This window comes from Micromonospora sp. NPDC057141 (assembly GCF_042670805.1).
Classification (GTDB): Bacteria; Actinomycetota; Actinomycetes; order Mycobacteriales; family Micromonosporaceae; genus Micromonospora.
The window spans coordinates 274,350-298,074 of the sequence record NZ_JBHUVA010000001.1; the positions used below are offsets into that span (position 1 = coordinate 274,350).

The following is a 23,725-nucleotide window of genomic DNA, read 5'->3' on the forward strand; positions in this document are numbered from 1 at the left end:
TCAGAGGGAGCTGTGCCAGGGAGCGGGACGTACTACGAGGAAACGGTTGTGCCGGTTTCGCGGTCGAGGGCTGGGGCGTAGTGGGCGCTGACGCCGATCCGCGAGGCCTCGGCTCGGATGAACTCGCCCCACTGCGGCCACAGCCGCGACAAGCGGGACGTGATCACGACGCGGTCGAAGCTGTTGTCGGGCCAGGGGGTCCGCAGGCCCAGTCCGTGGTGCGTGATGGAACTGCCGCTGTCCAGGAACACCAGGATCGGCGCTCTGGCGATGGCCGCGCCCATGTTCCGCGCCTTGGCCGGCCGGAACCCCTGGTCCTCCTGATAGCGGTAGCGGATCGCCAGGCGGTCGCTGAACTCCTCCGCGACCTGCTCTGTGTCGTCGGCGGATCCGTCATCGGCCACGATGACCTCGAACGGCGGCGGGTCGCGCTGCTCGGTGAGCGACGTGAGCGTCTTACGCAACAATGGCGCCCGGTTGTAGGTGGGGATCACCACGGACAACTGTGGGTGGTTGGGCATGCGACCACGTTGTCGAATGTCGCTCTCACGCCACTACCGGCGCGGTGTCTGTGTGCTGACCCGAGAGGGGGCCGGCAAGAGCGCCGTGAGAGCGAAGGAGGACCGGCGTCTTCCATGATCGGATGTGTGAGCCAGATGCCCGAAAGGGTCGGCTCATGATTCATGATCATAAGGAGGGTCGAATCTCGTCATGAGCGTCTCTGTCCGGGTCATCGACGGCATCTACGGGAGGCCGGCCGCCGGACTCACGGTTACCCTCAGTCGAGAGTTCGATGGTGAATTCGTGCGGCGATGGACTGGGCGAGCAGACGAAAATGGGCAGGTCCTGAGCTTGCGCGAACTTTCACTACCGCATGGACCGTATCGGCTTGAATTCGATCTTGCCGAATACTTCAGCACGCTCGGGTACGCGCCCCAAAACTCGGCGATCGGGGTGTGCTTCACGGCCAACCGGGGCCATGTTTACCGGATCACCCTGCTGGTGAGTCCCGCTAACTGCATCATATTCAGCGAGGCTGGGCAATGAGAGCTAAGTCAGGAGTGCCAGTGTCATCTCAGTTCCCGCCCCTGCCCGCGGACACTATCACGGCCGGCGTCGCCGTTCTGCCTTCACCAGGACTGCGCCTCGAGAGTGGGATACCCTTTGACAATTGGCTGGGAATTGGCCAGAGGTTGGCCGAGGCCGCGAGCAACTCGGCATGGTGCCTGGGCGACTGGCTGATCTACGGCGAAACTCGCTTCACCGGGCGTTACCGCAGTGCTGTCGAGCAGACCTCGCTTGACTACAAGACGCTGCGCAATTATGCGTGGGTCGCCAGGAAGTTCGCGCACCCGAGGCGGAGGGCGGGGTTGAGCTTCGAGCATCACGCCGCGGTCGCCAGTCTCCCCGAGCCGGAGCAGGACTACTGGCTTCGGAAGGCGGAGTTGTTCAGCTGGTCGAGGAACGAGCTGCGGCGCGAGGTGCGCGCTAGCCTCTCCACGCGCGGCGAGGACCTGGCTGACCGAGGTATCGCGGCCGGGGCGACCACAGACGCTCACGCCGGGCGTGAAGACGCCGGCATCGGTGACACCGCCATGGCCTCGAAACTGTACCTGGATGTCACCGACGATCAGCTTGCCATGATCACGGAGGCGGCCAGCAAGTCCCAGCTCACCGTTGGCACGTGGGCGCAGCAGATGCTCGAGCAGGCAGCTCGTGCGACCCTGGCATTCGCTTCGCGAGAACCGAACCCGGCGACGCGAGCCGTCGGAGTCAGCTGACTCATCCCTCAAGCCGGGCGAACCGCGCAACGGCGTCGCGGTACGCCGCGGTCGCGTCGGCGCGAGTATGTGGAGAGCCCTCGGCATAGAGCAGAACGCGGATGTGCTCACCTACCTCCTCGCTTCGGTTGAAGCTGGCCTCGAACGGGAAGTCCGTGTGGGACCAGTCCTCGAACGCCTCCAGCGTGTCCAGGCCGAGCCTTTGCGCGACACCGGCGATGCTGTGGAAGCTGTTGAAACCAAACAGAGACGCGGGAACTACTGCCCGGCCGACGGTGCGGGCCAACTGGGCCAGCGGAGTCCGACCGCGCATGGTGACCTGCATCAGCTCCCGATGCGCCCGGGCGACGGCCTCCCTGCCCGGTGCCGGGACGTCGATTCGCAGCGGGACGACGTTGAGGAACATCCCCCGCGCGTCCACGCCGTTCGGTACCGCGAGCCGGGTATTGACAGGGATGCCGGTGAGAATGCTCCGCTCGCCGACCAGTCGTGCCAGCGCCTCGAGGTGGATGGCGAGAAGCACGGCCTTCAACCCGGAGGAACTCGCCGCGAGTCGACTCAGCATCCGATTCTCCTGGCCCGCGATCTCCACCGAGTCCTGCCAGGTGTGGCCGTCGCGAGTGGACTCGGCACCCGACCGCGGTTCCAGTCCGGAAAGGTACCGGCTCCACCACTGTGAGTCGGCGACCGTGAGCGACTGGAAGAGCTGCTGCGCGCTGTGCTCGCGTAGTCTGAAGCGGGGCGAGCCGTTCGCGTCAGATGATGCCGGCCGCTCGGGTGGCCGCCCGGTGAGCTCCGCGACGTAACGGTCCAGGAATTCCACCAGGTTCAGGTGGGTGCTCCACCCGTCAGCGATCGCGTGCGGCTCGGTCAGGGTCAGGGTGATCGCCGTCTCGCTCAGGAGGTGGACCGTGATCGTGACGAGGGGCGGATCCGTCAGGTCGATGGTCCGCGTGTTCTCGGCATCAGCGAACTCGGCCAACCGGTGTTGCTGTTCACCGTCGGGAAGTCCTCGCAGGTCGCACACTGTCACCAATGGCCGGTCGACGTGCTCCAGTACGATCTGCATCGGGCGTGAGTAGCGGTCCAGGTCCAGCAGCGAGCGGAACATTTCGTGCTCCCGCACCAGGCCGAGCCCGGCCGCCTCGAAGGCCGCGGGCTCCACGCGAGGTACGGTCAGACGCGAGGTCGCGACGTTGTGATAGGCCGGGACACCGACGGCGCCGCGGTCTCGGAGAGCAGCGGCCATGAGCATCCGGGTGGCCATCGCGGCCTGTTGCTCGCTCATCGGGAAGGCATCCACGGCACCGGCCGGCAGCCGTCGATGATCCGCGGGCGAGACGAGGCCCAGCGCGGGTATCCGCGCCCATCGGTCGTCCGGAACCTCGAATGCCTCGCTGGCCTCGGCTGTCGCGTAGAGCGTCGCGCGGACAGACTCGGAGATGGTGTCGCGGCCCCGACCGTTCACGATCGCTCCCTCGTTGGACGTGCTCGGGCCGCAAGGGACTCGAGCTCGTCGTCTTCCAGTACGTCGCGGATGGTGAGTTCGACACCCCGTGTACGCGCGATGGCGACGAAGCGCACACACAGGATCGAGTCGCCGCCAACGGTGAAGAAGTGCGCCGAGCGGTCAGGCGGTGCGTCAAGGCCGAGAAGCTCAACCCAGATGCTCCCGATCAGCTCTTGGGTTTCATCGATAGTTCGCACGGCTGCCTCCTGAGGTCCGAGAGTGTGCCTTGGCCACGGGGATCCACGGATCCGCCGGCCCTCCTATCGCAACACCAGAAGGTCGCCCATGACCATCGCGTCGATGTCTATCCGGGAGAACGTCGCCACCGCGTCCTCGGGTGAGCAGACGATCGGCTCCCCGCGCGAGTTGAACGAGGTGTTGAGCAGGATCGGGATGCCGGTGATCGCCCGGAAGGCATCGATCAACCGCCAGTAGAGCTCGTTGTCCTCGCGTCGCACCACCTGGATCCGGGCAGTGCCGTCGACGTGCGTCACCGCCCCGAGTCTCGGACGCCACGCCTCACGAACATCGACGGTCTCGATCATCCACAGGTACTCGTCGGGATCGTCGATCTCGAAGCACTGCTCCGCGTACTCGAGCAGGACCGCCGGCGCGAGCGGCCGGAACTCCTCCCGTTGCTTGACCATCGAGTTGATCCGGTCCCTCATCTCGACGGTTCGTGGATCGGCGAGGATGCTGCGGTTCCCCAGCGCACGCGGGCCGTACTCCATCCGGCCCTGGAAGAGCGCGACGACCTTCCCGTCATTCAGAAGCGCGGCGGCTTCACCGACGAGGTCGTCGAGTTCGCACCGCCGCCATCGCAGGTCGGCGCGCTCCAGCGTGGCCTGGATGCGCTCGGAGGTGAAAGCCGGACCGAGGTAGGGCGGCCCGATGCGCGGGCGAACCCGCCTGCCGGGCGCCTCGGTGCCTTCCTCGATCACCGTCAGCGCCGCGCCCAGCGCCGTTCCGTCGTCGCCGGCCGCTGGCTGGACGAACTGCCGCCGGTACATCCCGCTCTTGCGAATGGCCTGGTTGACGACGCAGTTCAGGGCCACGCCGCCGGCCAGGCACAGGTTCTCGCTGGACTGCTCATCCTGGTGTGCCGCCAGGAAACCGACGATGGTCTCCTCGGTCACGGCCTGCAGCGCCGCGGCGATGTCGAGGTGACGCTGATCGAGGCTCGCATCCGGTTCCCGGGGCGGGCCGAGAACCGAGGCGAGATGTTCCCGTGACTTCTGGTATGTAGCGCGTTCCTGTGGTGTTTCATTCAGGTATGTCAGTGGCGTGGTGTAACGGCCGTCGTTCTGGCGGACGACAAGGGCGTCGAACGCCGAACGGAGTCGCCGCCGGTCCCCGTAGGGCGCCAGTCCCATGACCTTGTACTCGTCGAAGTTCATCCAGAAACCCAGATGCATGGTGACCAGACCGTAGACGAGTCCTATGGAGTGCAGTCCGCCCACCTGGCCGCGCAACCGCAGTCCCTGCGATCCGCCGGTGTACAGCGATGTGCTCTCGAACTCGCCTATCCCGTCGGCGACCAGGACATCGGCGGAGCCGAAGCCGGAACAGTGCAACGCGCTGGCGGCGTGGGCCTGGTGGTGCAATATCGGGATGACCTTCAGGTCATCGCTCCAGAGGTCCCTGGGAAATGCCGCGAACAGATCGCGCTGTATGACCTCGGGCGCGTACACGTTCTGGTATTCCTCGATCGCGCCTTCGGATTCGAAGTACGTCTGATACCGGCCGAAGTCGAAGTTGTGTGCGACCGCGCTCACGTCACGCGGAGAGATGCCAGCCGCGCCGAGCACATACTCGATCGCGGCCCGCGGGAACTCTCCGGTGCCCTTGCGCCGCACGAAGCGCTCCTCGGCCGCAGCGGCCACGATGCCGTCCTCGGTGACGAGAGCCGCTGCCGAGTCCGCGCCCTGGGCGAGCCGATATACGCGCTCGCCCAGCCCCGGAAACGACTGCCGCATGTATGGCTGGCTCTGGCCCAGCCCACTGATTCCCAGGACATACCGCACGATTGCAGCTCCTCTTCGTCGACACCGCGGGTTCACATCGGTTTCTTCACTCTCGATGAGCCTTGAGCAGATGTTTCGTCGGCGTCAGGTCATCGCCACCGCGATCTGTCGTTCCCCCTCGTACGGTTCGCGTCCGTGGGCCGTCAGCATGTTGTCGATCATTAGCAGGTCGCCTTGCTGGTAGTCGAACCGTGTCGCCGCCTCACGATATTTCTCGCGGATGTGGGCGCATACCTCCGCGGGGATTTCCGCCCCGTCACCGTAGACGGTGTTGTTGGGAAGGCCGTCCCTGCCGAAGAGCTGCTCGAGGACTCCGATGACACGCTCGGGAAGGGTCGTCCAGTGGAAGAAGGCTATGTGGTTGAACCATAGTTCTTCGCCGCTTTCTGGATGGCGGTGAAGGGCCATCCGATCGGCGACGGTGCGGAGAGTCCCCTCGTTGCTCCAGTGCGTCTGAATGCCGTTTTTTCCGCAGTAGAGATCCACGGCTTCGCGGCTCGTGGTGCCGAACACCTCGCTCCACGGCAGGCCGATCTGTGGATGGTAGTTCCGGATGTGCCGCCAGCCGCGCCGGCGAAACTCCTCGACGACGCCGACGTCGAGCGAGGCGGTGACCTGACGCACGTCGGCCAGCGGCGTTGCCCCACCCGAAGCGGGCGGCCGCTGGCAGAAGAAGAAGAGCCGGCCCGGCCAGGTCGCCTGGTAGGAGTTCTCGTTGTGGAAGAAGATCTCCTCCTCCCGGGTGTACTCGGTTGACGTGTAGATCCCGGACTCGAGTTGCTTCCGCGGCGTGGAGCGTTCCGTGTAGGGCAATGGGTCGCCGCCCAGTGTCTGAACCGCCTTCGCGAAGTCGGCCGTGGTCTCGAGGGGAAATCCTCGGAACAGGACACGGCCCGCTGACATCAGCCGCTCGTCGACATACCGGGACTGCTCCTTACTCAGCGCGGCGGTCAGGTCGCTGTCCAAGTCGGATGGTGTGATCGGGATGTCCGACGTCTTTCCCGCTATTCCCATGACACGCTCGACTTTCCACGTTCTGTGATGTTGATCTGTGTGCTGATCCGAATGGAATTCGGCAGCGCATAGGACGGAAATGTCTCGCGCAGGTGCGCGAGAAGGTCGTCCTGGGTCGTCCCGCCGTCCCGAGTCACCACGGCCGAGCGGAGGCCGTGCACCTCGTCCACCTGGACGGCGGCGCTCACCACCCCCGGAAAGGCGTTGAGGCACGACTCGAGAGCGGCCAGGTTGATCCGAAAGCCGGCGACCTTCACCTCCCGTCCCAGCCGGCCGACGTAGGTGTAGGTCCCGTCGTGGTCGCGTCGCACGCGATCTCCGCTGCGGTAGCTGCGCTTGCCGGCGGAACTGGGGAACGGTCGCAACTGCCCGCGGCGAGCCGCGGCGTCGTCCGAGTCCGAGGCGGTGAGGTAACCCGTCGCGACCTGCACCCCGGCGATCACCAGCTCGCCCTCCTCGAGCTCGTCTCCGGCGCGGGGAGGCGGTCCCTCGATACTCAACTCGACGCCGGAGGGAGGAGTCCCGATTGGAATCTCGTGACTGGTGCAGTCGGCCGGCACGGTGTAGCGGCAGCAGCCCACGGTCGCCTCGGAAGGGCCGTACTCGTTGACCACCAGCGTGTCGGGGAGGCTGTCGCGCCAGCGGGCGACACTGCGCCCGTACAGGGCCTCACCTCCGACGACCAGGACTGGCATCGAGCACTGGACCCCACGCGCCTCCAGCAGCTCACACAGCATGGTGACCTGGCTTGGCGTCATCTTCACGAAACTGGCGCCCTGGAGGATGCCGGGGTCGTTGGCGACGTGCAGCGGCCAACGCAACGGATCGAGAACCTCTACTCGTCTGCCGTTCAGGAGCGGTCCGAGGAGGCTGGTGATCGTCAGGTCGAAGCCCAACGAGGTGAACAGCGGCGCCCCCCATCCTCGGGTGCAGTCGTACTCGCGCATCGACCAGCCGAGGTAGGCCGCCACGGCGGACTCGGGTACGACGACTCCCTTCGGCTCGCCGCTGGTGCCCGAGGTGAAGATCACGTACACGGTGTCCCGCGGGACGGTGGGGATGAGGCGGTGGGTGCCTGGATCGTTGGCCACGTCCCCGGGGCTTAGCCAGACGACGCCGTCGGTCGTCCCGCCGGCGGCCCCGAGGATGAAGTCGGCACCGCACAGACGGGCGATCCTGGCGGCAGTGCGGGGCGGCATGCGGAGATCGATCGGAGCGAAGGCGGCTCCGGTCATCAGGATGGCCACGATCTGGACGAGGGCGGTCGTGCTCGGTGCCGCCTGGATGGGCACGATCGCCCCGGGTTCGGCCCCGCATCGGCGCAGATGGACGGCGACCTCGCGTGCCTGCGACAGCAGCTGTGCGTGGGTGGTGACCACGCCCTGTTCGATGACCGCGGCGGCGGTGGAACTGGTCAGGTCGCCGACGAGGCTGTGCGCGCGTGTGGTCACGGCCGTGCCAGTTCCGTGCAGTCAACGGGGTCGCCGGCGGCGACCAGCAAACGACGCACGCCCGAATAGGGGTTACGCGCGTGGCTGCGGCGCAGGTTGTCGACGACTATCGCGCGGTCCGGTTTCCAGGGCACGACTTCCTCCAGGTCGGAGCAAATTTCTACGAGTTCGTCGATGAAGGCGTCGGGAATCGGCCCGCCGTCTCCACGTCGGCACCCTTTGGGAAACTCGTGAGGCTCGTACAACAGGCGGAGCGAATCGTGAACATCCTCGTCCAGCGCGTGAGGATGCCAATGCAGGATTTGTGCTGTCAGCGAGGGTCGGCCAGTGGCCGGGTCGAGGATGACAGCCGGCCGTCGCTGCTCGGTGGTGAGGATGCCGCCGCGCTCATCCCACCTCCAGGTGGTGCCCTCCCGTTCGCAGGCGCGCTCGACAACGGTGGGATCGGTGGTGCGGTAGACCTGGCGCCAGTCGAGCCCGAGGTCCATGCCCAGTCTGCGAACGTAGGTGACCCCGGTGGCGAGGACGTCCCTGGCCGCGCTGCTGAGTCGCGTATAGGCGGCCGTCATGTCCACGGTCGGTGTCTGTCCACCGTCCCCGATCTCCTGGCAACCGAAGATGATTCGTCTGGGCCACAGGCGTGCGAACGTGTTCTCGTTGTGCCACAGCAGCTTTCTGGTCCGGGAGAAGGGGGTCGGACTGTTGATCGTGCCCGTGGGGTCGTCGTCGATGCTCGTGTGCTCCGGGTTGTCCTTGGCGAGCGGCCCGCACGCCGCGGCGGCGAGTCGCTGGAAGGTCGCCACGTCCTGGCACAACCCGTCGCCGTCGATGACGACCGCACCGTCACGGCCGAGGTGCTCCGCGACCGCCGCGGAGTTGTTGTGCCACCACACTTCCGGTGGGCCGCCGAGCCTAAGATGCTGCATCGCTGGCCGCCCTTTCACCGTGTGCCGCTGCCGAGATGAGGTGCTGGCGTGCCAGCCGCGCCAAACGCTCGACATCGATGCTGTCGGCGGTGCCGCGCCGTGCGGTGACCGTCATGTCGAGGCTGGTATCAGTGACGGTCACGCCTACCGACAGCTGGTTGCGTGCCACCGGCAAGCGGATAGCAACGGGCTGCAGGTTGTGCAGACGATGCTGATACCGGATGTGACGGAAGTAGAACTTGACGGGGTGACCGCCGCGGCCGGTGGTTTCGCTGTCCGGGCGGATCTCCTGCCGCACGGCGGCGGCCAGCTGGCGCAGCACGGCCGTGTGGACGGCGGCGGCGGCGGCCGCACCGGACGTGCCGCGGTCGACGGTGGCGATGTCCAGTTGAGCTAGATGGAATCCCATCGTGTCCGGGGACGTGCCGGCCAGCGGGCGGAGGTCCACGTCGATGTAAGCCCTGATCGCCGCCGGCTCCGACCACGCCGCCGCTGCGGCCGCCAGGTGCCCGACTGTCCAGGCGAACGGGGTGACTCCGGCTCGCCGCGCCGCAGCCGCGAGCCGCTCCCACACACGGTCGCCGTTCGGGATCGTCAGGTGCCGTTGTGGGTCGGTCACGAGCGGGGCATGGTCTCGCGTGGCAATGTGGTGCACCGAAGGGGTGACGCCGGGATCGTCATGTCTCCCGTCGCCTTCCCGGGGTCCGGTGAGCCGGCGGTCGACCTCGGTCCAGAAGATCTCCTCGGAATGTGTGTCCCAGACGATGTGGTGGGCCAGCACGAACAGCCGCGCGGCGTTTCCCCTGTCATCGGCTTGTGCGGCCAGGTGGACCAGCGGCCCGGTCGCGAGGGGGGTCGGCAACCCGGTCAAGTGGGAGATGACGTCCGTGCGCGACCATTCCGCCGGGAACGCGAGGAACTCCGCGGGTAGCGTCGCCGCGGGCGACTCGAGGACCTTGTGCAGTAGGCCTTGCTCGTCGACCGCGAACCGTGCCAGCGCCTCGGGATGGCCGGCCCGGACAGCGGTCATGGCGCTGGCCGCGTGGCGAAGGCTCACCCGCTTCCCGGGGCGTAGCTCCGCGGCCGCGAGGCACAGGTAGCGCCCCGGCAGTTCCGCCGTCTGCTCCTGGTACCACAGGCCGAACTCGGCCGCGGTGGCAGGCAGAACCGTCGCCATCTCAGCGTCGCCTCGCTTCGATGACGCAGCGCGCGATAGTGGCCAGCTGAGGATCCTCGAAGACCTCGAGCAGCGGCAGCGTGACCTCGCACGCGGCTTCAACCGATCGCACCAGCCGGATGAAGGTGAACGAGTCTGCACCGCCTTCGAAGAGGTTGTCGTGCGGTGCCAGCGTCATCGCGGACGTCGGCGCGACGTCACGCCAGCAGGCCTCGACCTCTTCCAGGACCCGCGGGTAATCGATTGCCCTCATCGATCCGCCTCTTCCCGAGTACCGGCCGCAGGGGAGAGGACCAGCCCGGCCATCAGGTGCTCGAGCTCCCAGCGCTCATCGGGCCGAATCACGACGTTGGCCATCGCCGGGCCTCCTCGTTGAGAACTGCTTTCGTCATGGCGGTGAGAGTGGCGTCGGCCTCAGCACGCACAGCACGTGCCAGCCCACCGTCGGAGCGGCCCGTGACGACGCAGGTGATGTCCTCGGCCAGTGCGCTGGTCCGGAAGTAGCACGCGAGGGCATGGCGCGGGGGCGAGCCGATGGGCGGTGTGAGCGAGCTCGCCACGCCGTCGATCTCGACAGCCGGCACGGGCACGTGGTCCTCCAGGACGACGACGACGTCGCCGACGGGTGCCCACGCTTGTCCCGGTCGTACGCTGCCGAACCCCGGGACCAGCGCCGCGAAGTCGACAGCCGCCAACAGGTCGCGGTTGACCGCGCCGATGACGCGGGTGATGTCCTGGCCGGCAGGATCGACCAGCAGGGGCACGTCAACCGCGTAGTTGCCGATCGAGCGCACCTCGTCTGGCGTCCGTGTCGAGACCGGTGTCTCGACGACAACCTGGTCCCGGTCCAGCACCCGGCCGACCGCCGTGGCGATCAACGCGATGAGGACAGCCGCCCGGCTCACCGACAGGCAGTACGCGAGTTCCCTGACCGGCTGCGTCGGCAGCCGCCAAACAACGCTCGAGGTTCCCGCGGCGGCATCGTTCGGGCGCAGCCGCTCGTCGTATGGCTGGGCCGCCACCCCACGCCTGACCGCGGACCAGTGCCCGGCCGCGGACTGGACGAGACGGGCGTCCGGTCGCGTCGGGGGCAGCACGCACCGCGAGGACAGCGATGTTCGGCGTTGCGGTGCGCTGAGGCGGTGCTGCAGCTCCGCTACCAGCAGTCCCATGCTCACTCCGTCGCACACCAGGTGGTGGGCGACCAGATAGACGCCCACCGGTGCGGGCTCCGTGCGCGAGCGAACCAGTATGGCCCGGACCAGCTGATCCGCCGCGACGTCGAACGGCTGGTAGGCACTGCTGTCCACCTCCGGGTGGGGGAAGGTGTCAGCGGATGTGGAGATCTGGAGTACGTCGACCCGCGCGACGCCTGCTTCGCGCACAACCCGTCGTGGGCGGTCGCGGCCCGGGACGTACTGGACTCTCAGCTGGGCCACGTCCTCGAGCAAGGTCGACAGCGCGTGCCGGAGGCGCTGCTCGGTGATGCCCGCATGTGTGGTGAACCCCCCGACGACGTTCAGTGCACCGTCGCCGGGAAACATCTGACTCCACACCCAGATCGGCCGTTCGGTGGAGGTCAGCTCCTCATCGGGGGTTACGGGGGGAGCGGTCGGCGCGGATCGCGGAGTCTGACGACGGTTGCGGTCAACCATGCCGGCGAGCCCGGCGACCGTGGGGTGGGCCAGGTAGTCACGGATCGTGAGCCTGACTCCCAGGCCGCGCTCCAGGTGGGCGCTCAACTCGAGTGCCAGGAGGGAGTGTCCGCCGCTGGCGAAGAAGTCGGTCGAGCGTGTTATGGCCACGCCGGGCAGTACCCGCTCGAACGCCGCGGCGACCGCCTTCACCGTCGTCTCGTCCGCCGTCACCTCCACCTGTTCGTCGCCCGAGTCGGCTACCTCGAGAGACCGGTAGTCGACCTTCCCGGAATGCAGGCGCGGCAGGTGTGGACAGATCATCACCCGGTCGGGCAGGAGGCGGACCTCCATCGTCTCGGCGATCTGCGTCAGGACCGCGACACGATCGAGGCTGCTGTCGGACGGCACGACCCAGACGTGGATCAGCACCTGCCCGTCTGCCTCATCGGCTCGAGCAGCCGCCTGCCCCACGGCCGGGAGCGCGTGGAGCACCGCCTCCACCTGGTCGAGATTGATCCGTACACCGCGTCGTTTCACGGTTCGGTCACGCCGTCCCGACAACCGCAGACGACCATGGTGGTCCAGATAGCCGAGATCCCCTGTCCGGAAGAGCGGGACGCCACGGGGTGCCGAAAATGCGACGAGCGAGCCAACCTCTTCCGACCCGTAACCGCGACACAGGTACGGAGACTCCACCACAATCTCGCCGGGGTGTTGCGCTGAGGAGCCGGACTGGTCGTCCAACGGCTCGATGGACAGTGTCCGTCCCGCGATCGCGTCACCGACCGGAATGTCGCCCGAGTCGGCGTCCTCCGCGGTGACCTGGTGCCAGGTCAGCAGAATGCACTCCGAAGGGCCGTATTCGTTGTGCAGTCTGACCGTGGCCCCGCAGCGCTCCACGGCGTCGAAGACCTGCCGCGCCACTCGCGGGTCGAGCCGCTCGCCGCTGCACATCACCTCCGTCAGGTGCGGCGGCCACGACGCCTCGGGCCGCACCGCGGCGGACGCCACCCGCCTCAGGATCGACGGAGTGGTCTCGAAGTGGGTGATGCGTGCCTCACTCAGCCACTGAAGCACCGCGTCCCCGTCATTGCGTATGGACATCGGCGCGACAACGCCTACCGCGCCACTGGCCAGGGCCGGGATCAGTTCGCAGTAGTGGGCGTCATAGGTGGGGGCCGCCCACAGTGCCAGGCGGTGGCCCGGCGCGAGGGCGTATCTGCCGATGAACTCCGCGCAGTAGTGCTCGATCGCCGCACGGCTCATCTCGATCAGCTTCGGGTCCGCTGTCGTGCCAGAAGTCCGGACGCAGTATGCCGCTGCCCGCGGTGTCCGCACCGCCATGCGTTCGCTGTGTTCGAGCACAGCATGGTCATCCCATTGCTGAGCGTGTCTACTCAGGTCCCGTCCGGTAACGGTGACCGGTTCGTTCGTCAGGTTCGCCGGCGTGGTGTCGGCGGATGCGCCGGCCAGGAGGACCACGTCGGCGCCGAACTGGTCGATGAGCTGCCGCCGCACGGCGTCGCTTTCCTGGTCGTCGATGACCATGAAGGTCCGCCCCGTCCAGAAACATGCCGCGATCAATGCGCTGACCTCGATCGACGCCGCGCCGACGATGACAACCCGTTCCGCGTGCCGTTGACCGAAGAAGTCGTCGCATGTGCGGGCGAGCGCGCCGAGGTCGGCGTACGACAGGACATTGCCGGTGCTGTCCACCAAGGCTGTCTCGGCCGCTCCACGACGGATGCGCTCTGCCAACACCGTCGCCAGGGTTGCTTGTCCGTCCACACCAGAGCTGATCATGATCGCTTCCCCTTGGTCACGCGGCGTCCGCCATCATCACCACGAATTCATTCATGCTGGCCGCGGACAGGAGGTCGTCCAGTGAAACGTCGTATCCGGCCTCCCGCAGTCCTCCCAGCAAGGAGAGAATCCCCAGCGAGTCGAGGCCAAGCCCGAATACGTCTACCGCCATGTCCGTCAGTTCGCGACCAGTCACCACGCGGAACTCTTGTTCAAGAACTTTGCGCGCCTGCATCGTCAGCCTCCTTTTTCGCGTAACGCGAGGTAGTCAGATCGCCGCGATCACGGCCCGTCGGCTTTCCCCCGCACTCCGCGTGCCTGAGGTCATCGTGCTCGACAGTCCAGTGCGTCCGTCACCGTACTTATTTGCTGCTTGATGATCTCGGGATAGTCGGCCATCAGTCGGCGTAGCGCCGAGCGGTCATTGTTGTGCTTCGCACTGAACACCGCTACGGGCAGAGCGGAATAGAATCGGAGGACCGTGCTGTATCGCTCGCTGATATAGCGTTGCCACAGACCATCGCCGAGCAGCAACCGCAACCGCTCGGACATCAGACTGCTGTGCTCGAACAGCGCCCGCGGGGCATGGAGATCGAGCCCCGTGTCGTCGGGCGGCGTGTCCAGGAGCTCGTCCCGGTACGCCTCCAGCGCCGCTACGCCGTACAGGCGATCGTCCGGCATGACCAGGCCCTGCGTAGCTCGACCCGGGTTCCCGGAAGCGAGAAAGAGCTCGAGCTCGGCAACCACGAACCGTGGATCGAACCGGTAGGACGCCAGTGGGTTGAACTTGAAGAGAATGAATGATCGCGACCACGGGTGGTCCGCGTTCGCACAGGATTCGTAGGCGGCGTCAAGCTCTCTCCAGGAAACCTGGGTGGTCTCGAACCGAATCACCTCGTCGTAACCCAGCAGATGCGCGATCCCCGCGTCACTGTCTGATCCATGGACGAGAACGTCATGATGACGAGGACTCTGCCCGTACGTCGGTCGCCGCGGAACAAAGAACTCGTCGATGAACGTGTGCACATACCAACCGTCGAGAAGCTGTTCGTGTACGAACTGCGCGAAGCTGTGGCCGATCCACCGCTGCATCCACTCGCGGCCGGCCCTGATCGTATGCAGATACGGATTGGCCGCGGAATCGTATGAATAGAAGCACAGCGATGGAGACTCTATCGGGTGTTCGTCGTAGGCCAGGTGTATGAAGTTCGAGAGAATCCAGTCACGGTTCATGGGGGCATGCGCCTCGACGATGGAGACCGGGTACGCATACGGCTGGTAAGCCCGGACACTGGGGTTCGTTGTCACCGGCAAAATCGTGCGTTGACGCCGCACATCCTCGACGTGTTCGGCCGCTACGCTGTTCACCGGTATTGCCCAACCGCCCACGCGCGCTCGGCCGGTCCCTGAACTCGGCTGACGGCGAGCGAGTCGGACATGTACTCGAGCGGGGTGACGATGCCGTCCCGGACCGCCTCGTCCCATGCGGTCGTTGGGCCGATTCCCCACTTGAACCAAGGGGTCAGGTCGTCGACCACGATCGTGGCACCTGGCTTGGCCAGCCGTCGAGCGTTCGCGATGTCCGCCTTCACGCACGGGTAGTCGTGGCCCCCGTCGATGAAGACGAGATCGAAACCATCCGATGACGGGGGCACCTGGAACGCGGGAACCGTGTGCGTTGAATCACCGTAGATCAGGTGATGGCGATCCGGGTAACGGGAGTCGATGAACTCCTTCGCCGACTCGACGGAGGCCTCGGTGTTGATTTCGAAGGATGTGACCTTCGCCTGGGGAGAGCTTTCGAGGAAGGCGATGCTCGAGTAGCCGATGTTGAAACCTATCTCGGCTATGGAGCTGGCCTTCCGGGCGCGCGCCAGATACATGAGATAGAGGACCTGGGCCAGGCCGCTGATTCCGTCGTCCAGTGCGCTTCCGGACCCTTGTGCACGCCGGAATACGCCCTCCATGAGCGAGTTGATACGTGATCGGTCGCTGACTCCCGAATCAGGAAATAGGGCGGACTTGAGTCCTGCTGGAGGCATTGACGTGTCCATACGTGAATGTTGTCTTTCTCAAGCTTTTGCTGTCAACACTTCGGTGCCGGCGTCCCGAGCGTTCGCTTACTGGAATTGTCCGACTGCCCACGCACGGTCGACCGGCCCTTGAATTCTGCTGACGGCACGCGCGTCGGACACGTACTCGAGCGGGGTGACGATGCCGTCCCGGACCGCCTCGTCCCATGCGGTCGTTGGGCCGATTCCCCACTTGAACCAGGGAGTCAGGCTGTTGACCACGATCGTGGCACCTGGCTTGGCCAGCCGTCGAGCGTTCGCGATGTCCGCCTTCACCGACGGGTACTCGTGGGCGCCGTCGATGAAGACGAGATCGAAACCGTCTGTTGACCGGTGCGCCTCGAAGGCTGGGACCGTGTGCGTGGAGTCTCCGTAGATCAGGTGATGGCGATCCGGGTAACGAGAGTCGATGAACTCCTTCGCCGACTTGGCCAGTGCCTCGTTGTGAATTTCAAAGGACGTGACCTGCACGGCGGGCGAGCTCTCCAGGAAGGCGATGCTCGAGTAGCCGATACTGAAACCTATCTCGGCTATGGAGCTGGCCTTCCGGGCGCGCGCCAGATACATGAGATATAGGACCTGAGACAGGACGCTGACCCGGTCGTCCAAGGTGATCATGGGGTCTTCTGCATGCCGGAATATGTCTTCCATGAGCGACTGAATGCGGGATTGATCGCTGAATCCCGAATCGGAGAATAAGGCGGACTTGAGTCCTGCTGGAGGCATCGACATGTCCATGTCGCAATGTTGGCTGCCGAAATCCGCCACTGTCAACGCTGTGATGTGCCAGCGCTCCGGCAGCCTCAGAACGGCTTTCCCGAGTGGCAGTGGTCAGCTTCCGAGGTATCGGAACGTCGCGGTGGGTTGGTTGTCCCGCCGGCAGGACAACCAACCCGCGGTGCCCAGGTGGAAGCTCTCCAGTAGAGCCCGCGGCCGCTGGCCAGCGCGTGCGGAAGCAGGCGGAGGCCGCGTGTCGTGGTCACGTCGCGGATGTGGCCTGTGCCGTCTGGCTGGTGCTGGTCTGCTGCTGGCGATCGTTGAGTAGTGCGGCGATGGCGATCAGGCCTACCAGCGCGATGAAGGCTCCCACGCCGATGACCCACCGCGGGCCGAACCATTCCGCCAGCACGCCGCTCGCGAGCATGGCGACGAGCGACACCCCGGCGTAGATGGCGCCGGTCGTGCCCACGATCCGGCCGCGCAGCGAGAGCGGCGTGCTGAGCAGCAGCCAGGTCTGTCCGCCCACCCACGAGATGGTGAAGGGCAGCCCGGAAACGACGAAGGCGATCAACGCCAGCGGGAGCGACGGCCAGATCGCCAGCACCACGATCGCGCCATTGGAGATGGCGGCGCCGAGCAGGACGGGAAGGCGGTACCCCAGTCGGCGGACCACCGTGCCGATCATCGGGCCCGCGATCAGGGCCGAGACCGCGAACAAGCTGTTGACCAGGCCCATCTGCCCGGACGTGGCGCCGATCACGCCCAGCATGAGCACTGGGAACAGGGAAGACAGCGGCCCCTCCCTGATTGCGTCGAGGATTTGCAGGAGTACCAGGCCCCGGACGCGACGGCTGCGTCGGACGATCGCCAGATACCTGTCGCCGGCGCCTTCCGTGCCTTCCTCCGCCGTGTCGCCGGCGGGCGGCGTCTTCCGCCCGGAGCCTCGCAGGAGCAGGCTGAGCAGTGTGGACAGCAGCATCAGCGTCGTCACCCCGATGACCGTCCAGCGGAATCCGGCCCATCCCATCGCGAACCCGCCGAGTGCCGGCCCCACCAGCCTGGTGGCATTGGAGGCGAACGAGTTCAGGCCGTTGGCCTCGGCCAGGTCCTCGACGGTGACGTAGTCGGCGATGAGGACCTGCTCGGCCGGAGTGTAGAGCTGCTGGACGGCGGCCTGGGCGAACACCGCGCAGATGAGGCCAAGCGGCGAGTCGGCGACCGCGAAGAGGGCCATCAGTACCAGCACCCGCAGGAAGAGCGCGATCCGCATGATCCGCAGGGGAGCGCCCCAGCGGTCCGTGACCGTCCCGGCCAGGTGCCCGAAGGCCACCCCGGCCACGGTCGGGGTGGCCGCGAGCACGGCTGTCCAGATCGGCGAGCCGGTGAGCTGGTAGAGATGGACGCTCAAGGCGATGCCGACGCCCGCTCCCACCAACGACGAGACCAGGTTGACGACCAGCAACGTTCCGAAGCGAGGATTCCTCATCAGGAACCCGAGCGGTTTGGCCCCCTTGTTGACGCGCACCCGGCCGCTCCTCTCGGAAGGATGGCCACATCAGCCGTACGCGAAGACGTAATCATCCCTCAGTCATGACGTCAAGGCATGTATCTCGCTTATTGACGATGACAGTTGCCTGCGCTAGAACTGGTTGAAGTCGATGGCAGAACCATCAGGGCTTGCACTCCGTGAGCGTGCATGGAGAAGTGGTATGTCAGTCATCAAACTTACCCCGCGATCGTCAGTACCCGCACATTTCTCCGCCGGCACCGCCCGGCAGGGGCCACTGACCATAGGTCAGATCAACATTCTGAAGTGGATTAATGATTTCGGTTCGAGAGAGGGCCAGCCGTATCCTGTCGTGACGTGTGCGGTCAGCCTGAGTGGGACGACGAGCGTGGAGGATGTCACTGACAGTATTGCCCTGCTGATCGCTCGCCATGAAGTGCTGCGGACGTCCTTCGTCACCGGACCGCCGCCATGTCAGCGTGTTTCCTCCGCTGGCACGGTGATGGTCGACATCTGTTCGCTGGAAGACGCCCGAGCCGATCGGGTTGACGTCGAGGCTGAGCTCGCCAGGTACCTGGAGAGCACAACTCCACCACGGCCCGCGGGGGAGCGGCTGGCTGGCCACCAGTTGCGAGTTGCCCTGGCCGCGAGCGCTGACGTGGTATGCGCGGTCCTCGTCGAGTTCTCTCACATGGCGGTGGACAGGGCTGGCGCGCAGATCCTCGAACATGAGCTGGCTGAACTCATCAGCGATTCCTCGGCCCGAGTTATGGGACCGCCTCGCCATCAGCCGCTGGATCAGGCGGAACTCGAACGCTCCGAGCGTGAGTGTGCAAAACGTCGTAAAACGCTGGAATACTGGAGCCGCAAGCTTGCCGTGATGCCCTCGCCTCTCTACCTGACGCCTTCTGCGGGGCCCGAACTCACCGAGGCGAATGCTGACGAAACGGTTGGCGTCTTTATGTCATCACCGGCCGCCGCGCTGGCCGCGCGGTGCGTGAGCGCACGCACGCGAACCAGCCGGTCCAGCTGTCTGCTTGCTGCGGTGTGCGCCGTGCTCTCCGTGCGTACCGGCTATCGCGAAATAGTCTTTCCGGTGATGCCCTCGAACCGTTTTGAGCGCCACCTCTACGACTACGTCGGCACGCTTGCACAAACAGGTATCGCCGCCATCGACGTCGGATCCGCGAGCTTCGATGAATTGGTAAGAAACGCGTGGAGTGGCATGCTGAAAGGGTGCATGCACGGCGTTTACGATGCTTATGAGCTCGAAGAAGTCGGCAACCGGATAGCGCATGACCGCGGTGTCTTCTTCTGTTTCGATGCCATCTACAACTGTAGTGTCATCGAAAGCGGTGTACCTGTGGAGGAACATCCACCATCGCCCGAGTACCTGACCGCTATGCTGAGTCGGACCCGACTGCGCCGTCACCCTATGCCGTTCCGTCTGGCGACACCCGTCCGATTCGATGTTTCCAGGCTGGAAGGCGAGGTGGAACTGGGTGGCTGGAGTTCCGACCTTGGCCGGGTGCCAGCGGAACACCTGACATCGTTGCTGCAGGACGTTGAGCGTCTCCTGGTGGCGGCATCCGGCGTCGACCTTGATCACGAGGGTATCGTCGACGTCCTTCAGATGGAGCCAGTCCGTCGGGACTCGAGCTGGGTCAAGACCGATATCCAGTGGGTTGACCTGGCTGAGGTCCAGGGACTCCTCGATGACACGTTCGCGCCAGCCAGAGCGCGGATTTTCTCACAGGTGGCCGGCGAACCGCTTGTGGCGTATGTCGAGGCTTCCGATTCCGTCCGGACGCCGGAGCAAGCTCACGCACGGTGCATGGCCGCGCTACCGGCACACCCGTCAGCGATGACGCCGCGCCGTTACGTCGTCTGCGAGGCAGTTCCGGTTGGTGTTGACAACCCCATCGGTTGGCCGGCGACGAGTGCGGGGTCGGGAAGGAGCGGGCTGCCAGACACTCAAGGCCAGTCCAATGAGGCGCCACTACACAGTCGATAGCCGCCGTGAAGATCCGACGCGATGCCGGAGCCGTACTGCTGGGTGATACCAAGGGCCTCGCCACGGGCTGCGTCCGCGGCCCGGGGATTTCCCAAACTCGTCTCCACGTGGGCCTTGAACTCAAGGAACCTGGCACGGAGCACCGGAATCGGACCGGTCTCACTGAAGGTCATCAGCGCCTCGCCGATCAGGGTGGCGGCGCGGTCCCAGTCCCCGACGACAACACAGAACTCGACGAATGACAGCAGCACTCGGCCACTGGCTAGACCACTGGCCGTGCCACGCGACAACGTGAGCGCGGCACACAGGGCGACCTGTGCGGACTCGTACTGTCCCTGGCGAGTCAGGAGTGAGCCGAGAGCGGCCAACGCGTGCGCCTCGCCCACCGTGTCACCGCATTCCCGCACCCGTGCCAGCACCCTGATGAACGACTTCTCAGCGTGCCGCCAGTTCCCCGTGCGGAGGTAGAAGGCACCGAGCCGATGCTCGACCCGGGCGGCTGTGCGTGGCGCCTGCGTGGCGCTCTTGGCAACCGCCTGGTCAAGGAGCGGCCTGGCGTCGTCCCAGAGTCCCCTGTCCATGTAGATCTGCGCTATGTTGCCCAGCGCATCGACCTCGCCTACCTGGTCACCGACAGACCGGTAGTCGGCCAGAGCCCGCCGATAGCCCAGCAGCGCCTGGTCGAACCGGCCGGCCATTCGGTCAGCGAACGCGAGCGCACCGAGAGCCCGTGCCCGGCCGGGCGCATCGCCGAGTTCCTCGGAGAGGCGCAGGGCGGACTCGAGGGTGGACGTGGCATCCTTCACGCCGCTGTTGAGGGTCATCGTCCCCAGCGAGTACAGCAACGCGGCCTCACCGTGCTTTTTGCCCGTGCGTCTGACGACGTCAAGCGCTGTCTCGTGCGTCCGCAGCCAGTCCTCGATCCGGTGATCGGATTCGAACAGTGCGACGAGGGCGACAGCCAGCCCCCAGCACACCTCGTCCAGTCCGAGATGAGCTGCTTGGGACACGGCGAGAACCAGTCCCGCGCTCTCCAGCCGGAGCCAACCAAGCGGGTCCGCCACGAGTTGATCGCGTACGCTGGCCGGCAGCATCCACAACTGCGCGGCACAGCGCGGCCCGTCACCGCCGTAGACGCGGCGGTGAGCGTCTACGGCTAGGGAAAGCCAGCAGGACAACAGCCGGGACAGTGCGGCACGGCGCTCGCTCGGCACCTCGTCCGCGGCCAGCCGCTCCAGGGAGAAGATGCGCACCAGAGCGTGCAGTCGAAACCGGTATCGGCCCGTGTCGTTCGCCCTCACCTCAACGAGGCGAGCCGCGACGAGTTCGTCAAGCAGGTCGGCCGCAGAATCACTGTCGGCATCGAGCAACGGAGCGCAGACCCAGGATGCGAAGTCCGCCGGGCCGAGGAGCCCGAGCCTGGTGAACAGCTGCCGCGCACCCTGGCTGAGGCCACTGTGTGAGGAAGCGATCGTGGCCCTGACGCTCATGTCACCGAGGGTCAGCTCGTCAAGTCGCCGAGTTTCATCCTTCATGCGGGAGACCATCTGCCCGATGCTCCAGTGCGGCCACTTCACCAGCTTGGCGGCCACGATCCGGACGGCGAGTGGCAGGCACCCGCACAGCCTGACCAGTTCGAGTGCCATGTCGGACTCGGCTGCCACGCGCTCAGGGTGGACTATCTTGCCGAGCAGCTCGACGCAGGCTGCCTCGTCCAGGTTCTGGACATGAACGTGCACGGCGCCGGGCAGGCTGGTGAGCGGGTAGCGGCTCGTGACGATCACACAGCAGTTGGAGTTTCCTGGCATCAGCGTCGTGACGGTGGCCGCACTGTCGGCGTCATCGAGCAGGATCAGGACCTTGCGATCGCCGAGCCAGCTCCGGTAGACGGCCATCCGGTGTTCGAGCTCCTCTGGAAGTGCCGCCGGGGGGAAGCCGAGCGAGCCGAGCAGCTTGGCCAGCACATCCAGCGGGGCGCTGCGATGGCCGTCGCTGCCGGGGAGCTGAACGAAGATCGCGCCTTCGTCATACAGGTGATGGACGGCGTGCGCCACGTGTAGGGCCAGGGTCGTCTTGCCGACGCCTCCATTGCCGTTGAGGCACACGACAGGCATGTAGCGCCGGCCTTCCGCGGAACTCGATCCGGAGAGCTTCGTGATGATGGTATCGACCAGTTCCTCTCGACCGGTGAAGTCGGCGACAGTCGGCGGAAGCTGTCGGGGGACAATGGCGTCAACCCTGCCGGTGGGTTCCGGCCCGAGACCAGTTCGGGGCGCGACTGGCAGCGAGTTGACCCGTTTCTGGAAGGACTTGTGCAGCCTGTCAAGCTGGTCAGACGGCTCCAGCCCGATTTCTTCTCTGAGGATGGCCCGGATTTCTTGGAACGATTCAAGGGCGTCTGCTTGCCGGCCTGACCGGTACAGGGCGAGCATGTGCAACGCTCTCAGCGACTCCCGCAGTGGGTGAGCTCGGACGAGCTCACTCAACTCGGCTACGAGTTCGTGATGCCGATCGAGTTTGAGCTCGAGCTCGATACACTCTTCGGTGGTCCTGATTTGTTCCTCTTCAAGCCGAATCGCCATCGTTCTGACCAACCCGCTCTCGACGTCCGAGGCTACCGCCGGGCCGCGCCAGAGCGCGAGTGCGGCACGAAGCTCGGCTGCCGCGTCCCTGATCTTCCCGGCAGCAGCCAGTTCCCGGCCGGAGTCGACCATCTGGCGGAACACGGCGGAGTCGAGCGACTCGGCGGGAAGATGGATCGTATAGCCCACCAGGCTGGTGACGATCACATGGTCGTAACCGATTTTTCGCAGCTCACGCCGCAAAGCGGAGATGCAGGTATGGATCTGCCCCTTGGCGGTGACGGGTGGATCCTCTCCCCATATCCCCTCAGTGATCCGATCGAGCGATACGAGGTTTCCTTCCTGCATGAGGAGCATCGCCAACACGGTTCGCTGGCGCCCGTTCGGAAACTGTAAAGCCCTTCGACCAAGTGAGACGTCGAGCGAACCAAGGATCCTGAAGTGCATAACCCGAAGCCATTTCGACGTGATGGACACGAGGTGGAAGTTCCGCTTCGTGGCGGACAATCCCGTGGTCGCTCGACAGGTGCGAGGCCCCGTCGTCGTGGTCCGTCAGCGGGCGGTGGGGCCTGGGGGGAGTGAGCCGTCGACTCTGCAGGAGACGCCTCGCCGCCGTCGACCGGGCCGCTGACCAGTTCGTTGTGCTGACCGTGTCGCAGCCGCGCGTCGATGTGCATCTCGACCATGGTCAGCTGCCGTTCGACCAGCTGAGCGTCGATGTACTGGACGAGCTGGCTGCGAACTCCCGCCAGCGGGGCGGTGCCGTGCCACAACCGCAACGCGTCACGTAAGGCGTTCGCCGCGTCACCAGCCGGTGTCGGGCAAGTCCTCGCCGTGCGCTGGCCACCAGGTAGTCGAACGCCATCAGGTCCAACTCCCGTACGACACACCGGATCGAGTAACCGGTGGGCGCGTCACGATGGCGCCGGAGTTGCCGCCGGCGGCCAGAGTCCGCCTGATGGCCGAGACACAGATCTGGATCTGCTCCCTGGCCGTCAACGGCGACGCGGTGCCCCAGACGGCGTCCACCGGACGTTCGACAGACACCGCCCGGTTGGGTTGGAGCAACAACATGGAGAGGACAATCCTCTGCCGCGGTGCGAACGACAGTCGGCGGGTCGCGCCAATGAACTCCAGTGTGCCAAGAATGCGAAACCGCACAGGCTGCTCCTTCCCGCAACGAATTCCGGCCAACATGTGGGTCAGACCATTCGGCGGCCCGCGTTCACCGTGGATGGTTCACGTGGATACCCTGGACACGGTTCGTAGGCCGATCGACCACTATGTCCGGTAAGGCTTGGTCATATTCCTCGGCCGGGGAGGAGTTTTGCCGGCGAAGGCAGGCGACCTGAGCGGCCGATACCCGACGTAGTAGGTCGGCGGCATGATCGCGTTCCTCTCGTCAGCACGACGTCAGTGAATTATTTTCATCGGTCGGTATACTGACCATCGTGGATACCGGACAGCTGCGGACACTCGAACTGTGCGGCGCAGGTGAATGCGCGCT

General features: G+C 65.7%; 20 protein-coding genes and 1 pseudogene. 3 read left to right on the plus strand and 18 right to left on the minus strand.

The genetic code is table 11. From position 1 onward, the window contains the following. Nucleotides 1-32 precede the first annotated feature (32 nt). Nucleotides 33-521, minus strand: coding sequence for a glycosyltransferase family A protein (locus tag ACFT41_RS01170; protein WP_377587623.1), 489 nt, complete (start codon nt 519-521; stop codon nt 33-35). A 190-nt stretch (nt 522-711) separates the two neighbouring features. Here ACFT41_RS01170 and ACFT41_RS01175 point away from each other — a divergent pair, with 190 nt between their 5' ends. Both ACFT41_RS01175 and ACFT41_RS01180 read left to right on the plus strand, forming a co-directional pair. Continuing rightward, nucleotides 712-1,047 (plus strand): hydroxyisourate hydrolase, encoded by a 336-nt coding sequence (locus tag ACFT41_RS01175; protein ID WP_377587622.1) that lies wholly within the window; start codon nt 712-714, stop codon nt 1,045-1,047. Between the two features lie 146 nt (nt 1,048-1,193). Next, the gene (locus ACFT41_RS01180; protein WP_377587621.1) at nt 1,194-1,781 is read left to right on the plus strand and encodes an LmbU family transcriptional regulator; all 588 of its coding nucleotides are present in this window, start codon (nt 1,194-1,196) and stop codon (nt 1,779-1,781) included. A gap of 1 nt (nt 1,782) precedes the next feature. Here the strand turns inward: ACFT41_RS01180 and ACFT41_RS01185 are convergent, their stop codons facing one another. The 14 genes from ACFT41_RS01185 to ACFT41_RS01250 all read right to left on the minus strand — a co-directional run bounded on the left by ACFT41_RS01185 (nt 1,783) and on the right by ACFT41_RS01250 (nt 17,640). After that, a complete protein-coding gene (locus tag ACFT41_RS01185; RefSeq protein ID WP_377587620.1) occupies nt 1,783-3,249 on the minus strand; it encodes a condensation domain-containing protein in 1,467 nt (488 codons plus the stop codon). After that, nucleotides 3,246-3,488 carry a phosphopantetheine-binding protein gene (locus ACFT41_RS01190; RefSeq protein ID WP_377587619.1) on the minus strand — a complete coding sequence of 81 codons (243 nt, stop codon included), beginning with the start codon at nt 3,486-3,488 and terminating at the stop codon, nt 3,246-3,248. The genes ACFT41_RS01185 and ACFT41_RS01190 overlap by 4 nt, the downstream gene beginning before the upstream one ends. Before the next feature lie 63 nt (nt 3,489-3,551). Continuing rightward, on the minus strand, nt 3,552-5,315 hold the full coding sequence (locus ACFT41_RS01195) for a carbamoyltransferase (RefSeq protein WP_377587618.1): 1,764 nt from the start codon (nt 5,313-5,315) through the stop codon (nt 3,552-3,554). A gap of 84 nt (nt 5,316-5,399) precedes the next feature. After that, a complete protein-coding gene (locus ACFT41_RS01200; protein WP_377587617.1) occupies nt 5,400-6,281 on the minus strand; it encodes a TauD/TfdA family dioxygenase in 882 nt (293 codons plus the stop codon). 38 nt (nt 6,282-6,319) lie between these two features. After that, nucleotides 6,320-7,780, minus strand: a complete 1,461-nt coding sequence (locus ACFT41_RS01205) for an AMP-binding protein (protein WP_377587616.1) — start codon at nt 7,778-7,780, stop codon at nt 6,320-6,322. Next, nucleotides 7,777-8,706, minus strand: a complete 930-nt coding sequence (locus tag ACFT41_RS01210; protein ID WP_377587615.1) for a TauD/TfdA family dioxygenase — start codon at nt 8,704-8,706, stop codon at nt 7,777-7,779. The genes ACFT41_RS01205 and ACFT41_RS01210 overlap by 4 nt, the downstream gene beginning before the upstream one ends. After that, nucleotides 8,693-9,883 (minus strand): hypothetical protein, encoded by a 1,191-nt coding sequence (locus ACFT41_RS01215; RefSeq protein ID WP_377587614.1) that lies wholly within the window; start codon nt 9,881-9,883, stop codon nt 8,693-8,695. The genes ACFT41_RS01210 and ACFT41_RS01215 overlap by 14 nt, the downstream gene beginning before the upstream one ends. A 1-nt stretch (nt 9,884) precedes the next feature. Then, the gene (locus ACFT41_RS01220) at nt 9,885-10,136 is read right to left on the minus strand and encodes an acyl carrier protein (protein WP_377587613.1); all 252 of its coding nucleotides are present in this window, start codon (nt 10,134-10,136) and stop codon (nt 9,885-9,887) included. Between the two features lie 88 nt (nt 10,137-10,224). Then, entirely contained in the window at nt 10,225-13,323 is a 3,099-nt protein-coding gene (locus ACFT41_RS01225) for an AMP-binding protein (protein ID WP_377587612.1), read from the minus strand. A gap of 16 nt (nt 13,324-13,339) precedes the next feature. Further along, on the minus strand, nt 13,340-13,558 hold the full coding sequence (locus ACFT41_RS01230; protein WP_377587611.1) for a phosphopantetheine-binding protein: 219 nt from the start codon (nt 13,556-13,558) through the stop codon (nt 13,340-13,342). An 89-nt stretch (nt 13,559-13,647) separates the two neighbouring features. Further along, nucleotides 13,648-14,691, minus strand: a complete 1,044-nt coding sequence (locus ACFT41_RS01235) for a hypothetical protein (protein WP_377587610.1) — start codon at nt 14,689-14,691, stop codon at nt 13,648-13,650. Then, a complete protein-coding gene (locus tag ACFT41_RS01240; protein ID WP_377587609.1) occupies nt 14,688-15,290 on the minus strand; it encodes an O-methyltransferase in 603 nt (200 codons plus the stop codon). The genes ACFT41_RS01235 and ACFT41_RS01240 overlap by 4 nt, the downstream gene beginning before the upstream one ends. A gap of 153 nt (nt 15,291-15,443) precedes the next feature. After that, entirely contained in the window at nt 15,444-16,133 is a 690-nt protein-coding gene (locus tag ACFT41_RS01245) for an O-methyltransferase (RefSeq protein ID WP_377587608.1), read from the minus strand. A 241-nt stretch (nt 16,134-16,374) separates the two neighbouring features. Next, on the minus strand, nt 16,375-17,640 hold the full coding sequence (locus ACFT41_RS01250) for an MFS transporter (RefSeq protein WP_377587607.1): 1,266 nt from the start codon (nt 17,638-17,640) through the stop codon (nt 16,375-16,377). 184 nt (nt 17,641-17,824) lie between these two features. On the opposite strand from ACFT41_RS01250, the gene ACFT41_RS01255 reads away from it, so the two are divergent. Further along, nucleotides 17,825-19,636 (plus strand): condensation domain-containing protein, encoded by a 1,812-nt coding sequence (locus ACFT41_RS01255; protein ID WP_377587606.1) that lies wholly within the window; start codon nt 17,825-17,827, stop codon nt 19,634-19,636. On the opposite strand, the gene ACFT41_RS01260 is transcribed toward ACFT41_RS01255, so the two are convergent. From ACFT41_RS01260 to ACFT41_RS01270, 3 genes and pseudogenes are all read right to left on the minus strand, one after another. Next, nucleotides 19,597-22,665 carry a BTAD domain-containing putative transcriptional regulator gene (locus ACFT41_RS01260; protein WP_377587605.1) on the minus strand — a complete coding sequence of 1,023 codons (3,069 nt, stop codon included), beginning with the start codon at nt 22,663-22,665 and terminating at the stop codon, nt 19,597-19,599. The two genes, ACFT41_RS01255 and ACFT41_RS01260, sit on opposite strands and share 40 nt — an antisense overlap. Before the next feature lie 191 nt (nt 22,666-22,856). After that, a pseudogene (locus ACFT41_RS01265) lies at nt 22,857-23,108 on the minus strand (BTAD domain-containing putative transcriptional regulator); the annotation flags it as partial. Continuing rightward, complete coding sequence (locus ACFT41_RS01270; RefSeq protein WP_377587604.1) at nt 23,083-23,415, minus strand: winged helix-turn-helix domain-containing protein; 333 nt, start codon at nt 23,413-23,415, stop codon at nt 23,083-23,085. The gene ACFT41_RS01270 and the pseudogene ACFT41_RS01265, both read right to left, overlap by 26 nt. Between the last annotated feature and the right edge of the window lie 310 nt (nt 23,416-23,725).

Excerpts from the sequence above, each read along its gene's own strand:
- ACFT41_RS01170 (WP_377587623.1), bottom strand. The coding sequence starts at position 521 with ATGCCCAACCACCCACAGTTGTCCGTGGTGATCCCCACCTACAACCGG.
- ACFT41_RS01175 (WP_377587622.1), top strand. The coding sequence starts at position 712 with ATGAGCGTCTCTGTCCGGGTCATCGACGGCATCTACGGGAGGCCGGCC.
- ACFT41_RS01210 (WP_377587615.1), bottom strand. The coding sequence starts at position 8,706 with ATGCAGCATCTTAGGCTCGGCGGCCCACCGGAAGTGTGGTGGCACAAC.
- ACFT41_RS01215 (WP_377587614.1), bottom strand. The coding sequence starts at position 9,883 with ATGGCGACGGTTCTGCCTGCCACCGCGGCCGAGTTCGGCCTGTGGTAC.
- ACFT41_RS01220 (WP_377587613.1), bottom strand. The coding sequence starts at position 10,136 with ATGAGGGCAATCGATTACCCGCGGGTCCTGGAAGAGGTCGAGGCCTGC.
- ACFT41_RS01225 (WP_377587612.1), bottom strand. The coding sequence starts at position 13,323 with ATGATCAGCTCTGGTGTGGACGGACAAGCAACCCTGGCGACGGTGTTG.
- ACFT41_RS01230 (WP_377587611.1), bottom strand. The coding sequence starts at position 13,558 with ATGCAGGCGCGCAAAGTTCTTGAACAAGAGTTCCGCGTGGTGACTGGT.
- ACFT41_RS01240 (WP_377587609.1), bottom strand. The coding sequence starts at position 15,290 with ATGGAGGGCGTATTCCGGCGTGCACAAGGGTCCGGAAGCGCACTGGAC.
- ACFT41_RS01245 (WP_377587608.1), bottom strand. The coding sequence starts at position 16,133 with ATGGACATGTCGATGCCTCCAGCAGGACTCAAGTCCGCCTTATTCTCC.
- ACFT41_RS01255 (WP_377587606.1), top strand. The coding sequence starts at position 17,825 with ATGTCAGTCATCAAACTTACCCCGCGATCGTCAGTACCCGCACATTTC.
- ACFT41_RS01260 (WP_377587605.1), bottom strand. The coding sequence starts at position 22,665 with ATGCACTTCAGGATCCTTGGTTCGCTCGACGTCTCACTTGGTCGAAGG.
- ACFT41_RS01270 (WP_377587604.1), bottom strand. The coding sequence starts at position 23,415 with ATGTTGGCCGGAATTCGTTGCGGGAAGGAGCAGCCTGTGCGGTTTCGC.